The organism is Acinetobacter sp. YH12211, from assembly GCF_013418015.1.
Lineage (GTDB): Bacteria > Pseudomonadota > Gammaproteobacteria > Pseudomonadales > Moraxellaceae > Acinetobacter > Acinetobacter towneri.
In genome coordinates this window covers 26,287-41,579 of the sequence record NZ_VPCW01000013.1, presented here as the reverse complement: position 1 = coordinate 41,579, position 15,293 = coordinate 26,287, and the positions used below count along the sequence as shown (strand labels likewise).

The 15,293-nt window shown below is 40.2% G+C and carries 11 protein-coding genes and 2 pseudogenes; 4 read left to right on the top strand and 9 right to left on the bottom strand.

What is annotated here, in order from left to right; genetic code table 11:
- The first annotated feature begins 137 nt into the window (after nt 1-137).
- The 3 genes and pseudogenes from FTU98_RS08365 to FTU98_RS08355 all read left to right on the top strand — a co-directional run bounded on the left by FTU98_RS08365 (nt 138) and on the right by FTU98_RS08355 (nt 3,841).
- Nucleotides 138-1,858: pseudogene (locus FTU98_RS08365) on the top strand (phosphoethanolamine transferase).
- On the top strand, nt 1,851-2,528 hold the full coding sequence (locus FTU98_RS08360; protein ID WP_180051007.1) for a response regulator transcription factor: 678 nt from the start codon (nt 1,851-1,853) through the stop codon (nt 2,526-2,528). Before FTU98_RS08365 ends, FTU98_RS08360 begins: the two are co-directional and overlap by 8 nt.
- Nucleotides 2,528-3,841, top strand: coding sequence for an ATP-binding protein (locus tag FTU98_RS08355; RefSeq protein ID WP_154320483.1), 1,314 nt, complete (start codon nt 2,528-2,530; stop codon nt 3,839-3,841). Before FTU98_RS08360 ends, FTU98_RS08355 begins: the two co-directional genes overlap by 1 nt.
- Here the strand turns inward: FTU98_RS08355 and FTU98_RS08350 are convergent.
- From FTU98_RS08350 to FTU98_RS08335, 4 genes and pseudogenes are all read right to left on the bottom strand, one after another.
- Nucleotides 3,822-4,535: pseudogene (locus FTU98_RS08350) on the bottom strand (phosphatase PAP2 family protein). The gene FTU98_RS08355 and the pseudogene FTU98_RS08350 sit on opposite strands and share 20 nt — an antisense overlap.
- 56 nt (nt 4,536-4,591) lie before the next feature.
- Entirely contained in the window at nt 4,592-4,969 is a 378-nt protein-coding gene (locus tag FTU98_RS08345; protein ID WP_154320482.1) for a diacylglycerol kinase, read from the bottom strand.
- A gap of 180 nt (nt 4,970-5,149) precedes the next feature.
- Nucleotides 5,150-6,280 carry a TIGR00341 family protein gene (locus tag FTU98_RS08340; protein WP_004970544.1) on the bottom strand — a complete coding sequence of 377 codons (1,131 nt, stop codon included), beginning with the start codon at nt 6,278-6,280 and terminating at the stop codon, nt 5,150-5,152.
- Nucleotides 6,281-6,322: 42 nt separating this feature from the next.
- Nucleotides 6,323-7,897, bottom strand: a complete 1,575-nt coding sequence (locus FTU98_RS08335) for a sensor domain-containing diguanylate cyclase (protein WP_180051004.1) — start codon at nt 7,895-7,897, stop codon at nt 6,323-6,325.
- A gap of 381 nt (nt 7,898-8,278) precedes the next feature.
- On the opposite strand from FTU98_RS08335, the gene FTU98_RS08330 reads away from it, so the two are divergent.
- Nucleotides 8,279-8,830: a ricin-type beta-trefoil lectin domain protein gene (locus FTU98_RS08330; RefSeq protein ID WP_019837853.1), complete on the top strand. Its 552-nt coding sequence runs from the start codon at nt 8,279-8,281 to the stop codon at nt 8,828-8,830.
- A 105-nt stretch (nt 8,831-8,935) separates the two neighbouring features.
- Here the strand turns inward: FTU98_RS08330 and FTU98_RS08325 are convergent, their stop codons facing one another.
- The 5 genes from FTU98_RS08325 to lldP form a co-directional block, all read right to left on the bottom strand.
- The gene (locus FTU98_RS08325; RefSeq protein ID WP_180051001.1) at nt 8,936-9,835 is read right to left on the bottom strand and encodes a LysR family transcriptional regulator; all 900 of its coding nucleotides are present in this window, start codon (nt 9,833-9,835) and stop codon (nt 8,936-8,938) included.
- 48 nt (nt 9,836-9,883) lie between these two features.
- Nucleotides 9,884-11,599, bottom strand: coding sequence for a D-lactate dehydrogenase (gene dld / locus FTU98_RS08320; RefSeq protein WP_035311162.1), 1,716 nt, complete (start codon nt 11,597-11,599; stop codon nt 9,884-9,886).
- Nucleotides 11,600-11,689: 90 nt separating this feature from the next.
- Entirely contained in the window at nt 11,690-12,844 is a 1,155-nt protein-coding gene (gene lldD / locus FTU98_RS08315) for an FMN-dependent L-lactate dehydrogenase LldD (protein WP_016659249.1), read from the bottom strand.
- Nucleotides 12,841-13,590, bottom strand: a complete 750-nt coding sequence (lldR, locus tag FTU98_RS08310) for a transcriptional regulator LldR (protein WP_004970689.1) — start codon at nt 13,588-13,590, stop codon at nt 12,841-12,843. The genes lldD and lldR overlap by 4 nt, the downstream gene beginning before the upstream one ends.
- Nucleotides 13,591-13,614: 24 nt before the next feature.
- The gene (gene lldP, locus FTU98_RS08305) at nt 13,615-15,285 is read right to left on the bottom strand and encodes an L-lactate permease (protein ID WP_180050998.1); all 1,671 of its coding nucleotides are present in this window, start codon (nt 15,283-15,285) and stop codon (nt 13,615-13,617) included.
- Nucleotides 15,286-15,293: the final 8 nt, after the last annotated feature.

The following is a 15,293-nucleotide window of genomic DNA, read 5'->3' as shown; positions in this document are numbered from 1 at the left end:
GTTTACATCTCTAAAATTTCTTCTATCTTCAAAATTATTCCAATAAACCCCACAACATATTTAGCCCACAATTTTAAGTCCGTTTTAAGTTTCAAATTTTAAGCTAAAGCATCTTAAGGTCTTTTGAATCATTGACGATGTCTAAGCAGCCCGAATCACCACTTGCTCCATCTATCTTTGCCCGACTACGCTTTTGGCAAAAACCGATTTCTTTATTCTATTTCAATCTACTGCTTGCCCTATGGTTAGGCTTGGTATTGAACTATGGATTTTATGAGAAAATTCAACAATTCACACCTTATCAGGGCATTAAAGCCATAGGCTTATTGATTGCAACTGTGATCGTCATCGTATCGGCGTATCATCTGTTGCTGCAATGGCTGAACTGGCGTTGGAATGCCAAAATATTAGCAAGTATTTTGATTGTAGTTGGTGGATTCAGCGCTTATTTTGTTAATAGTTTGGGCGTAGTGATTACCGCAGACCAAATTCAAAATATGCTGCAAACCGATGTGCGTGAAGTACGTGATCTCTGGTCTGTACGCTTGGTGGTTTGGAGTATGCTGTTTGTGCTGCTGCCATTGGTCTTGGTGTGGTCTGTTAAAATTCAGCCGACTCATTTTGCTCGACAATTACTGCAAAAGACCTTGGGTAGTGTAGTTTCTATTGTGCTGATTTCGGGTTTATTGTTCTGTTTTTATGTCGATTATGCTGCAATCTTCCGTGAACATCGTGATTTAAAAGGCATGCTTTCGCCACAAAATGCGATTGCATCTGTTCTGTCCTATTATAAAAAGAAAGCACCCAAACAGAATTTGCCGCTGCTACGCTATGGTGAAGATGCGCATTTAATTCAACGTGCGAAAGCAGGCGCATCACCCAAAATATGCTATTGGTGGTCGGTGAAACTGCACGTGCTGAAAGCTTCTCGCTGAATGGCTACGCAAAAAATACCAATCCAGAACTGTCTAAACTGCCTGTGATTAATTTCACTCAAGTCAGCTCTTGTGGTACAGCCACGGCTGTTTCTGTGCCGTGCATGTTCTCGGGGATGCCACGCCAAAATTATGATGAACAACTGGCAAGTCACCGTGAAGGATTACTGGATATTGCTCAGCGTGCAGGTTATCAAGTCACTTGGATTGATAACAATTCAGGCTGTAAAGGTGCCTGTGATCGGGTGCAGCAATATCAAATTCCTGCAGAACTAAAACAAAAATGGTGTGATGCCAGCGGTGAATGTTTAGACGAAATTTTAGTAGACAGTTTACAGGCTTATCTTGCTCAACTTGACCCGAAAGACACGCGCTCACATTTAGTTGTATTGCACCAAATGGGCAGTCATGGACCTGCTTATTTCAAACACTCAACCGCAGCTTATCAACCCTTCCAACCGACGTGTAACAGCAATGCGATTCAGGGGTGCAGTGCCGATGCCTTACGCAATACCTATGACAACTCGATTGTCTATACCGACCATGTTTTAAGTCAGTTGATTCAAACTTTAGCGCAACAAAAGCACTATCAAACCGGTTTTTGGTATTTGTCTGACCATGGTGAATCGACAGGTGAACATGGTTTATATTTGCACGGTGCACCATATTCTATGGGGCCTACTCAACAGACCCATGTACCTATGCTGATGTGGTTTTCAGAAACCTGGCAACAACAAAATTCTGCGCAAGTGAATTGCTTAAAAGCACAACGTCAAGCAACATTGAGTCAGGATAATCTTTTCCCAAGTTTATTGGGCTTGCTGGATGTAAACAGCAAAGTAATTGACCCGAAAAATGATATGCTGAATCAATGTCATACTCCATACATCGCCCAACCGCAGCACGAGTCATCACATGCCTAAAATATTAATCATCGAAGATGATTTTATGATTGCCGAATCGACCCAGACCTTGCTCAAGCTACAGCAATTTGATGTTACTTGGGTGAATAACGGGATGGATGGCTTAAAGCAATTACATCAACATGATATCCAGCTGGTGTTGCTGGACTTAGGCTTACCCATGATGGACGGCATGCAGGTATTAAAAAATATTCGCCAGTTACATCCACAATTGCCCGTGCTGATTATTTCTGCGCGTGATCAATTGCAACAACGGGTGGATGGTTTGAATCAGGGCGCAGATGATTATCTAATTAAGCCCTATGAGTTTGATGAATTACTGGCGCGAATTTATGCCCTACTCAGACGCAGCGGTACACAAAATCCAGTGAATAATACTGCGCATATTTTAAGTTATGGCGATTTAGTCTTAGATACCGAACAACATTTGGCAAAATTCAAAGGTGAATATATTGAACTGTCGAATCGTGAATGGGCAATTTTAATGGCTTTGCTCAGCCACCCTAATAAAATTTTCTCTAAAAGTAATTTAGAAGATAAATTATATGATTTTGACAGTGAAGTCAGCAGCAACACCATTGAAGTCTATATTCACCATTTTCGCGCCAAACTTGGCAAGGACTTTATTCGTACCATTCGTGGTTTGGGCTACCGTTTAGGGCAAATTTAATGCAATCCTACTCTTTGCAAAAACGTCTGATTGTTTATGTTTCTATCTTTAGTGTCATGTTGGGCTGCGTTTTGGTATTTGCAGCCTATCGAATTGCCCTAGAAGAAATCAATGAAATTTTAGATGCTCAAATGCAAAGTTTGGCAGAACGCATTGCAGCGAACCACCCAGAACCTACGCGAAGCCAAATCAATTTAAATCAAAAATATAGTGAAGAAGACTTATTTGTCGATATTTGGGCGTATGCTGATGCAACGCCACAATTACACCCTCAAGATGTATTACTACTACAGCCTGTAGAAAAACCGGGTTTTTATAGTCATCAAACTCAATCTGAATTGTGGCGTACTTATATTTTGCCGCAGGAAAATCTGCAAATTCAAATTAGCCAGCAAAACTCTGTGCGCCAATATTTAGCTTTAGAGTTAGCAGCAAATATGTTTATTCCCTATGCACTATTTTTACCCTTTGCATTATTGGCTTTAAGTTGGCTAATTCGCCATAATTTTCGACCTCTAAATGACTTTAAAAGTGAATTGGCACGTCGTAAAGCGCAGGATCTCAATCCAATTAGAATGCTGGATTATCCAGTTGAGCTTGCACCCACGATTCAGGAAATGAATCAGTTATTTACGCGAATTTCTGCCGCACAGCAGGAACAGCGCCAGTTCGTTGCCGATGCTGCACATGAATTACGTACCCCACTCACTGCACTCAATTTACAAGTACAAATTTTATTGCAGCAATTTCCACATAGTGATGCCCTCAATAATTTAAGCCAAGGGGTTTTGCGTTTACAGCATTTAGTCAATCAGTTATTAAGCTTAGCCAAGCAAGATGCCTCAGATAGTCTAATTGAAAACGATCAAACCCTATCTTTAAATCAAATGACCATTGCCTGTGTGGAACAACTTATTCAATTGGCATTGCAAAAAGATATTGATTTAGGTGTCGAACAACGCCAAGAGTTGAATATTCATGGGCAAAGTTCTGCTTTGCATTCCATTATTTATAATTTAATTGATAATGCGATTAAATATACGCCCAAACAAGGCGTGATCAATGTGACTATTTTTCAGCAAGAACAACATGCAATTTTGCAAATTGAAGACAGTGGTGCAGGCATTGACCCCGCACTATTCAATCAAATTCGACAGCGTTTTTACCGTATTCACAACCATGCAGAAATTGGCAGCGGTTTAGGTTTATCTATTGTAGATAAAGCCACCCAACGCTTAGGTGCAAGTTTAGAGTTTTCTAAAAGTGCCAGTTTAGGTGGTTTATGTGTGCAGGTTAAATTTCCGATGCGTTAAGATCGGGTTTTAATTTAGATTTTGATTGTGGCAATTTATGCGCCAAGAATGCATAGGCAACCACATTTAAACACCAAGTAATCCAGCCTGTCCAAAGATTATGACTAAAAAAATGTGCCCCGCGCATCATTTGCGCCCAGCCCATCCCCATGCCTAAAATACATGCTGCAATTAAGAAAAAATAAGCACGTTTAGGTTGAGCAACCCGATAAACAAAATACCCTACCAATAAAGCAAAACCACTTGAGGCATGCCCACCAGGAAAACAATGCCCTGCCGTTGCACTTAAATCCTACCAAACGCCATGCGCTGTGGCAATGCTCATATCCCACGGGCAAGCATGTGCCGACTGCGATTTAAGTATTGCAATCACACTGGTTGAAATCACCGCCATCCAAAAGAAATAGCCAAACTTCCAACGACGAGCACGTAATTTTTGAAATCTGAAAGACAGCAACCAAGCCAGCAAATAGCTCAGATATACTGCAATCAGGATATATTTGACATAACGATGATTTAATTCAGCCAATGCCCAATTTTGTCGCAGTGGAAATTCTGCATGAGCATCCACAAAGGGTTGAATTAGGTGTAAATCTTGCGTGCCTGCAACGCTAAAAAAATTGAGCAATATCAGCAAACTCAGAAGGAGTAAAATTGCTTGAAGAAGTAAAAATTTTGAATGCTGATGCCGCATGAGGATTACTCAACTCACTATCTATTTTAAAGTCTGTCTTATGCTTTTTTGAAGGATTAAGCAGGAATCAGGCATGCGCCCCAAGTCAATGTGATAATTGCCAAAGCAACAAATTGCGCTGCACTGCCCATATCTTTGGCATTTTTAGACAAGGGGTGTTGCTCCATCGAAACACGATCGACCACGGCTTCAATAGCAGAGTTAATCAGTTCGACAATGATGGCAAGTAAACACACCACAATCATGAGCACTTGTTCAACACGACTGACAGGCATGAAAAAACTGAGCGGGATCAGCAGTAAATTAATCAGAATGATTTGCCGAAATGCCGCTTCATTTTGAAAGGCGGCTTTAAAGCCTGCCAAAGAATAGCCTGTGGCATTCAAAATCTGTTGTAAACCAGAAGTGCCTTTGTAAGGAGAGCGTGGAAGCATAGTGAATCTGATTTGAAATAAATCGGATATTAAGTGGTTTAGCTTAAAATTGGCTTAACTATAACCTTTTGAGACTATTAAATTAAATCGGTGTAATATGTAACATTATGAGTGCCCTATTGAATAATAAGACTCCATCTAAAGTAAGCTGTAAATACCATCAATTTCTTATTGTTGAATCTAAGGTTGTATCAATTGCTCGGCTTCAACTTGCTTAATATCAAAATCAGGACTTTCTTTGGCTTGAATAATTTGCACAGGAATAAAGCGCACTTGAACCACACTTGGTTTTCCACGTGGGTCTTGTGCTAATTTTTGATTCAATGCAGAAATCTGTTGAGGTTTTGGCGCTATATCTCCACGCAAGACTACGCGAATTAAAGTCATCTCTTTACGCCGATCAAACTGCACCGTATCAATCAAATTATTATGTTGATTAAATTGACTTTCAATCAAGCTTTCTACCTGATGTTCATACATCTGTTTATTTAACATCATCATAAAGTTAAAGCTTAAATAGATACCCAGCGCAAAAAGTACTAAAAGACTCACGATATTTCTTTTAATAAATTCAATTACTGTGCTATTTACTTCTTCATCTGAACCGCGTCTAAAACCTGCTGCCCATAACACCAGTGAAGAACTAATTTGAATAGCAACAATATTGGTCAGTGCCAACAGCAGAGCATTTGCTGCATGTTTCCATTCCAGATGCGCAATTAATATGCCACTTGCAACCAGCGGCGGTACCAAAGCAGTCGCAACTGCAACGCCAACAACAGCCACAGACAGACGTGGTGAAACGGCTGCAAATGCCCCTGCTGCACCACCCGCAAGTGCAATCATTAAATCCATAATGGTAGGCTGAGTTCTAGACAGAATTTCATGGGTGATAGGTAAGTTAATATTGATAAGACCTAAAATGATGCCAATACTGACAATCATCGACACACCTAAAACTAAGGTTTTAAATGCTGTTTTAAAAAACAACCATCGATTATCAATAAATGCTAAAGCCATACCTGAAATAGGGCCTAGCATCATCGCAACCAGCATTGCACCAATCACCACTGCGGCTGAATTTGACAATAAACCATAGCCCGCAATAATCGCTGCCAAAGCATTCATTATAAAAAAGGTTTTGCTTGGTAAGGCATCCGCTTGAATGTTCAACCGTACTTGTTTATGATCAATTTTTTTAGAATTTTCGCGCTCCGCCTGTTTGTATTTCAGCTTTTCTTTCAAAAGTTCATATTTTTCTTGTTCAGGACTGTCTTCAACCACAATCGTTGGATCTTGATCTTTTTCCATCGCATGCCTCTGTGTTAGCTGAATAGGAATCTATCCAAATTCTCATGTAGCCGTAGACTTTGTGCAATTCCGCCCAGCATGTTTGGCTTCATACAATTTATTATCTGCAAGTTTAAGCACTTCAGAAATATCCTCTGCATCTTTAAACCAAAATGCGATACCAATTGAGATGGTAATTTCACCCATACCATTAATATTGGTTTGTTGCATGGTCGTTCTTAAACGCTCCGCAGCTTTATATGCCACACTTGGGTCGGCAGTCGTCATCAGCACTAAAAACTCTTCGCCCCCAGAACGGCAACAAATATCATGATCCCTAAAATTAGTTTGCATTATTTGGGCGAGCGTTTGCAGTACCATATCACCTTGATCATGCCCATAGTGATCATTAACTTTCTTAAAGAAATCAATATCAATAGACAATGCTGCAAACTCAGTTCGGGTTTTGACCAACTCATTTAAAAATAATTGCATCCCACGACGGTTATATAAACCTGTTAATGGGTCCGTATTGACACGATGCTTTAACTCCGCAATCCGATGACTAAAGGTTTCCAAACTGAGTAATAATGAGGTTCTAAACTTTAATACCTCGAAATACCACGGGTCGACTTCTTTAATTTTATCTTGAATTTCAGCCTGATTCAGCATACTTGCCATACGTGCCAAGCGGTTCAAAGGTGAAGAAATAAAGCTTGAGATATACCAAACCAATAAGAAAATAAATAAGTAAAAAATAAAGATTCCAACCGATACTTTTAAAATCAAGGTATTGGCTTGTGCAAGTAAATCCTCTGTCGGCTGCTGAGAAACCACAATCCAATTTACACTTGGAATATGTGCAAAACCCGCCAAATTATCTATACCTAAACTATTCTTTAAACGAATTGATCCCTTTGTATTCTTATTAATATAATCCAAACCTGTATTATTGATAATTTTTTCACCAATTCGCTTTTTATCTGGATGAAAAATAATACGATTATGTTGATCAATCACATACATATAACTTTTTTTATAATCATACTGAGTATTGAGCATGGTATTAATCAAGTTCTGCTCCTGTAAATAAATCGTACCACTGATTAAGCCTAAATATTGATGTGTTTTATTATAAATAGGTTGTGACATCATGACGATTAAATTATTACTTATAGACCAATAGGGAGATGAAATATAAGTTTTCTTTTTTTCAATAGATCCATCAATACCAATGGTACTATAAGCCTGATTAAAATTAAGTTTTAATGTATTAGGTGCATAAGCTAAAATATGTTTATTCTGCTCTACCAATAAAACACTATTAAAATTATTCGATTGATTTTTTAAGCGTTTTACTTCTTCTTTTCTAACTTGTGTATTATAAAATTTTTTTTCTAATAAACGTGCACTATAATCCAACTCTTGCAGCATATCTGAAAAATGTTGATTGGCACTGGTGGCAATTTTTTCTGCATATTTTTCATTGATCGAAAGTGAATTTTGAATTAATTGTTGTTTAATTACATAATTTAAAATAAAAATACTTACGACAAATAAGCCTGATACACTTAAAATTGTGGAAATTAAAATAAGTTTACGCAGATCCAATCCAAGTCGTAGTAAAAAATGTTTCAACAGTTCCTACCCCAAAAATTCAAAAACTGTGACAATTGCCAACTTTAACACATAATTTTACAACTCAATCACATAATTTTAAAGCAATATAGTTGAATTTTTGATGTTCAATTCAACAAATTGGATAATTCGCTTGTTGCTGACCACAAACTAAATCAGAAATATATCCTCTAAATACAATTTCTACCACACACTTCCTAAGAATGCACCGACTAATAACAAATAAAGACAACTTGAATTTTTTCGTTCTTATTTTTTGCTGAAAACCTTGTCTATTCGATAAATTTTTAGGGTCAATTACTCATAAAATTACAAAAAATAAATATTTATTCCATGCTTTAAATTTATCCTATCCACCTAATAAATAAATTGTTTTCTCTTATGTTTAAGACACTTTTCACTATAAGCAGTTGCTCACTTTTAACAGCATGTATTGTAGTTGACGGAACAGCATCGGGGCAGATTCCCAATATCGTCATTCAACCTCAAATTCCAGCAAGTACACCTGTAGAACGTCCTGCACAACAAACCATTTATATGCCAACACCTATGCCTTATCCTGCACAAACATGGCAACAAAAAGTCAAAATTAAAACCTATGATGGTCGCTGCGTAGATTTTAGTCGCAGTAATCAACGTTCCATTCAGACTTCACATTGTCATGATGGTACCAATCAGCATTTTATTTTCCATCCTGATCAAAGCATTACCGTGCAAGGTAAATGTCTAGATGTAGCAGGAAAACAGAAACATGATGGTGCTGAAGTAATTGCTTATACCTGTAATGGACAAAGTAACCAAAAATGGTATCTCGATGGTCAGCGTATTCGTAGTGCAGATACAGGCAAATGTTTAGATATTTATAATGGAAAAATGAAAATGTATAGCTGCAATCAAAATCGTGGGCAGAAATTTAGTTTTATTGCCTTATAAAAAAGAATCACTAATTCCCTCAGCCTAGCCTGCTCTTTTGAAGATGAGGGAATTAGCGAATGATAATTTAAAAAATTATAAAAGTTTTACTTTAAATACGATTAATTAAGGATGCTGACTAAACAAATCAAAAATCACTTTTCTTAACCACTGATGACTGGTTTGGTGATGACAAGACGTATGCCAATATTGTCGTACAGGATAGGTTGGAAAATTCAAAGGCGCTCTCACTACTTGTAAATTCCCGCGTGCCAATAACACCTCACTTAAATAATAAGGCACTGTCGCAATCATATCGGTTTCTTGCACAATTAAACCGACCCCTAAATAACTTGGGATACTCATTAGAATATTACGTCTTAAACCACGATTGCTTAATTCATTTTCAATATGGTAGTGACCTATACTGGTATCTACATCGACATGCGATTCACGAATATAAGCTTCAACATCTAAACTTTTTTCACAAATACGTGGATGATCTTTACGACTAATCACCACATAATATTGTAAAAATAATTGCTGCTGATAAAAACCCTGCTCTAACTCAGGTAAAAAACCAATCGCAAAATCAATTTCACCATTTGCCATTTGATAACTGGTTTCACGGGTAATAGGACGAATTTTAATCCGCACTGAAGGTGCATATTTTTTTAAAAACTTGGTCAGTTTTGGCAATAAAACCAAATGCGAAACATCGGTCATTGCCAAGGTAAATAATTGATCGGAATGTGTCGGATCAAAATCGACTTTAAAATTATTGACCGTTTCAATTTTATTAATAATTTCACTAATCGGTGAAAAAATCTGTTTCGCCAACTCTGTAGGCAACATTTCATTGCCAACCCTTAAAAATAATGGGTCATTAAAATGCTGACGAATTTTATTTAAACAGTTACTAACCGCAGGCTGACTCATGCCCAATGCATCTGCTGCTGCAGACACATTTTTTAATTTATATACATAGTAAAAAATCTGTAGCAGTTTGCTATCTAACTTAAACATATCCATCTTTCCTTAGAATCAGTTTCACTGCTCAGTTTTCATCCTTATTTAACGCCAAGCTTTTAATTTAGAGCTATGCCCAATGCCCACATTAAAACAATTGGTCGGATCCAATTTTTGATAATGCTGCTTTAAGGCAGGCTTCGCCACATATAAATGCCCAACATTATGCTCTGCAGGATACTCTGCCCCACGTGCATCAAGCAATGACCACATTTGATGTTCCATCGCCAACGGGTCTACGCCTTTTTTAATAATATAGTCCTGATGAAAGACATGACATAAAAAATGACCATAATACAACTTATGTATAATCGCCTGCTCCAACTCTTCGGGCAAGGTTTCAACCCATTGCTGATCATTACGTCTTAACGCAATATCTAAAGCAACAATGTCTTCCACTTCATTTCGATGTGTATCACGATAACGAATTGCAGCACCTGCCACTGCAAAGCGATGCAGAAAAGCCTTGCGGCCTTCATCTTCATTACATAGAAAAAAACTGCCGGAATTGCGCGTGATAAAATAATCCATTAAAAACTGCTGTACTGCCGCAACATCTTGCTGCTCAATGCGCAAAATTAAATGATGTTCATACAAATCACGAAATTGGTTCATGCGTTCTGGTAAATGATTTGGCAGTAGTTTCGTGAACATTTGCAAAACTTTATCCGACAATCCACGCATGCCCCAACGGGTTAGAAAACCATCAACTTTATCTTTCATGGCAAAAGCTGCAGGTACTTTACTGGTGCCAAACTTCTCGATAAACAAGAAGCTGTCTTTGCCGTATTCTGCACCAATGTCATAGGCATCTCGATGAATATACTCGCCAGCAATCGGTACACGCGGCAAATCACGTAATAAAAAACGGCGAATCGCGGTTAAATCATCCTGCTGATTGCTGCCGATATAAAACACCTGACTCGGAATTTTCTCAAATGTATCCAAACGCACTGCAAACACACAGACTTTACCTGCCGAACCCGAAGCTTCAAACAAACGGCTCGGGTCGGCATTAAACCGTGCAGGCGTATCGGCATCGACTTGGGCAACATCATGCACGTAACGCTGATCTGAAGCACAACAATGTTCCGAATATTCAATATCTTCAGGGCGATATTGTTGTTGCTCAAGTTTGGTTAAAATTTCTTCTGGCGAGTTCCCTAAATTCACCCCCAAATGATTGATGAGTTGCAACTCGCCCAGTGCATCGACTTGTGCATATAAGGCCAACTCAGTATAGGCAGGACCACGTCTGACCAATGCACCACCTGAATTATTACATACCCCGCCCAACACTGAAGCGCCAATACAAGATGAACCAATGACTGAGTGTGGCTCACGCTGATGCGGCGCCAATTGCTGTTCCAAAGCATCCAATGTTGCACCAGGCAAGCAAATCACTTGCTTGGCATCGTTGATGAGCTGAATACCTTTTAAACGTTGGGTGTTGATCAAAATTACAGGACGATCATAGTCATCACCAAAAGGGGTAGAACCACCCGTGAGTCCAGTATTGGCGGCTTGCATAATAATAATGCAATCTGCTGCCACAGCCACTTGTAACACTTGCCACTGCTGCAATAAAGAACCTGGCGTGACCACCGCAAAAACCTGTCCTTCGCCAAAACGTCGCCCTTGACGATATAAACGAGTATCTGATTCATGGGTCAATACATGCGCTTTTCCCACAATATCGACCAAGTTTTTGAGGGTTGCTGCAGCATCAAATTGTGTTGCAGAAGAAATTGTCTGTGGCATAGTGTACAAGTCCTGAAACAAGGTGAAAAATACAATTAAGCGATTCAGCCAAATGCATCGGTTGATGGATTGATCGCTCCTGTTGGCAATTTAGCCTTTCAGTTCACGCTCAAGTTGTACCAAGCAATCTGAGTTAATCGCTTGAATGTTTTTAGCACCCGTTAAGGTCATTGCGACTCGCATTTCTTTATCAATCAATTCGAGTAAATTACTCACACCCGCCCCACCTGCTGCACCTAGTGCATAAATAAAGGCACGTCCGAGCATACAAGTATCCGCACCCATCGCCAACATGCGCACCACATCTAGGCCATTACGAATACCTGAATCCACTAGAATTTTTAGATCTCCTTTTACTGCATCGGCTATTGGCGGTAAAGCACGTGCAGTCGAGAGAACACCATCTAACTGACGACCACCGTGATTGGACACCACAATTCCATCAGCCCCAAAACGAACAGCATCCTTAGCATCTTCTGGGTCTAAAATGCCTTTAATGACCATTGGGCCATCCCAGAATTCACGAATCCACTCCAAGTCTTTCCATGAAATAGATGGGTCAAAGTTATTGCCTAACCAGCCAATATAATCTTCAAGTCCTGTTGGTTTGCCTAAGTATTTAGAGATATTGCCCAAGTCATGCGGACGACCTAGTAAGCCAACATCCCATGCCCAGTTTGGATGCATCACTGCCTGCATATAGCGGCGCATAGCAGCATTTGGACCACTCATGCCCGAATGTGCATCACGATAACGTGCGCCAGGCACAGGCATATCTACCGTAAAGACTAAGGTTGAACAGCCTGCTGCTTTGGCACGTTCCAAGGCATTGCGCATAAAACCACGGTCACGTAATACATATAATTGAAACCACATTGGGCGTGAAATGGCAGGCACCACTTCTTCAATTGGGCACACCGACACGGTAGATAAAGTAAACGGAATACCTTTTTTGTCAGCTGCAACTGCAGCCTGCACTTCACCACGGCGCGCATACATGCCCGTTAAACCCACAGGTGCCAAAGCCACAGGCATTGACAAGGTTTCATTAAATAAGGTGGTTTCTAAACTCAAAGCCGACATGTCATTCAAAACACGTTGGCGCAAGGCAATCTGTGAAAGGTCTTCCACATTTCTTTTCAGCGTTTGTTCCGCGTACGCACCTCCATCAATATAGTGAAATAAAAATGGCGGTAAACGGCGTTTGGCTGCTTCGCGGTAATCATTCGCAGAAGAAATAATCATGGCGCTATCCTGTTTAATCGACTCGCACGCTGACGACGCGCATCTTCCTCGTCTATCATGCGTACTTGTTGAACTACAAATTCAATATGTCCACACACTGCCGAACGGGCAGCTTCTGGATCCTGGCGTTCAATTGCATCCATCACTTGAAAGTGTTGATCGTGCAACTGATCGAAACGGTGGGCTTCGGTATAGACTTTGCGTCTGCCCAAAACTACGTTGTATTGCAACAAATCAAATAAGCCGCGCATCATTTGAATGAGCACCAAATTGTGCGATGCTTCGGCAATTGCCAAATGAAACTTGGCATCGGCAATTGCTGCCTGATCGTCATCACCTAAAATTTGAAAATGGGCGATTTGCTCATAACAGGCACGGATGTTTTTCAAATCCTCAGCAGTTGCCCGCTGTGCGGCATACCATGCCGTACCACCTTCAAGCACCATTCGTGCTTCCTGCACATCAAAACGATAAGCAGGATCTTCATCAATCAGGTTACTTAAAGGCTGCACAATTTGATATTGCGACCAATTGGTAGGCAGTTGTTGCAAAAAAGTACCCGCTCCAACTTTGCTGACCAGCATGCCCTGACTGGTCAATTGCTGAATAGCCTCACGCAAAGAGGAACGGGAAACCCCGAGTTGTTCACATAACTTTCTTTCGGCAGGCAATCGGTCTCCGACTTGCATCTGATTTTTTTCAACCAGTGTGCGCAGGTCTTGAACAACTTTGTCGGAAACTTTCATGCGGCTATCCTCTTGTGCATGTGGTTATGGAATCATCCATGGGAACACATAAGCTTGTAGAGTGATAATAATACCGATCATTACGGTGAACGTGATACTGTGTTTCACGGTAAAGCGGAATAAATCCGATTCTTTACCGACTAAACCAACAGCCGCACAGGCAATTGCAATAGATTGCGGTGAAATCATTTTGCCTGTTACCCCACCACTGGTATTGGCAGCAACCAACAGAACTTCTGGTACACCAATTTGCTGTGCGGTTGTGGCTTGCAAGGCAGCAAACAAGGCGTTGGCTGAAGTATCTGAACCTGTCAAGAACACCCCAATCCAGCCTAAAAATGGCGAGAAGAATGTGAAAGCATTGCCTGTGTGTGACAAAGCCAGTGCCAAAGTCGCAGACATACCTGAATAATTGGCAATAAATGCAAACGCCAACACCATCCCAATAGAATAAATTGGTGTTTTTAGCTCGTTGATGGTTTCAGCAAAAGTTTTAACAGCTTCACGCGGTTTCATTTTTAAATAAATGATGGTGATGATGGCCGCAATCATAATCGCAGTCCCAGTTGCGCTAAGCCAATCGAACTTAAAGATCGCATCATAGTCTTTAACATCAGCGACCACAGGCGGCATCTTTTGCACCAGTTGGTGTAAAAATGGCACTTTGATGGAAATTACCCAGTCGTTCATTGCGCCATCTTTGGCAAATAAATCTTTAAACGGCTTGATGCTCCAAATAGTGACCATCACCGTTAACACTGCAAAAGGTGACCATGCTTTAACAATCTGCCCGATGCTGTATTTTTGCTGTTGTTCTGCAACTAAGTTGGCATCCACTTTGGTGTCTGCATCGCTAAAACGGAAAATGTGTTTTGGCTGCCAGAATTTAAATAAGACCGTTAAACTAATCAAAGAGGCAATTGCGGCTGTAATGTCAGGTAACTCAGGTCCAACAAAGTTAGAGGTCAAGTATTGTGCAATCGCAAAAGCACCACCACCCACCAACACTGCAGGCCAAGTTTCTTTCACACCGCGCCAGCCATCCATAATTGCCATAATCCAGAACAGCACAATAGGCACCATAAATGGCAACTGACGCCCAACCATCTGGCTAATTTCCATGGTTTCTACACCCGAAACCTGACCCGCCACAATAATTGGAATCCCCATTGCGCCAAACGCAACAGGTGCGGTGTTCACAATCAAACATAAACCCGCAGCGTATAAAGGTTTAAAACCCAAACCCACCAACAAAGCAGCAGTAATTGCCACTGGCGCCCCAAAGCCCGCTGCACCTTCTAAAAATGTGCCAAACGCGAAGCCCACTAGTAGCATCTGGAGACGCTGATCTTCTGTAATTGACAGAATAGATGAGCGAATAATGTTAAACTGCCCTGTTTTTACAGAGATTTTATATAAAAATAATGCGCCAATAATAATCCATGCGATTGGCCATAAACCGTAGAAAAAGCCATAGATCAATGAAGCAAAAGCCATTGGTACAGGCATGCCATAGGCAAATAACGACACTAATAACGCCAAAATAACCGTAATTGTTCCCGCAACACTTCCTTTTAAGCGAAATACAGCCAATGCCAGAAAGAAAAAGATAATCGGGATTAATGCAATAAGACTCGAAATCCAAATATTTGCCATTGGATCGTAGATCTGTTGCCAATGTTGAAGCATTGTCATCTCCTTGA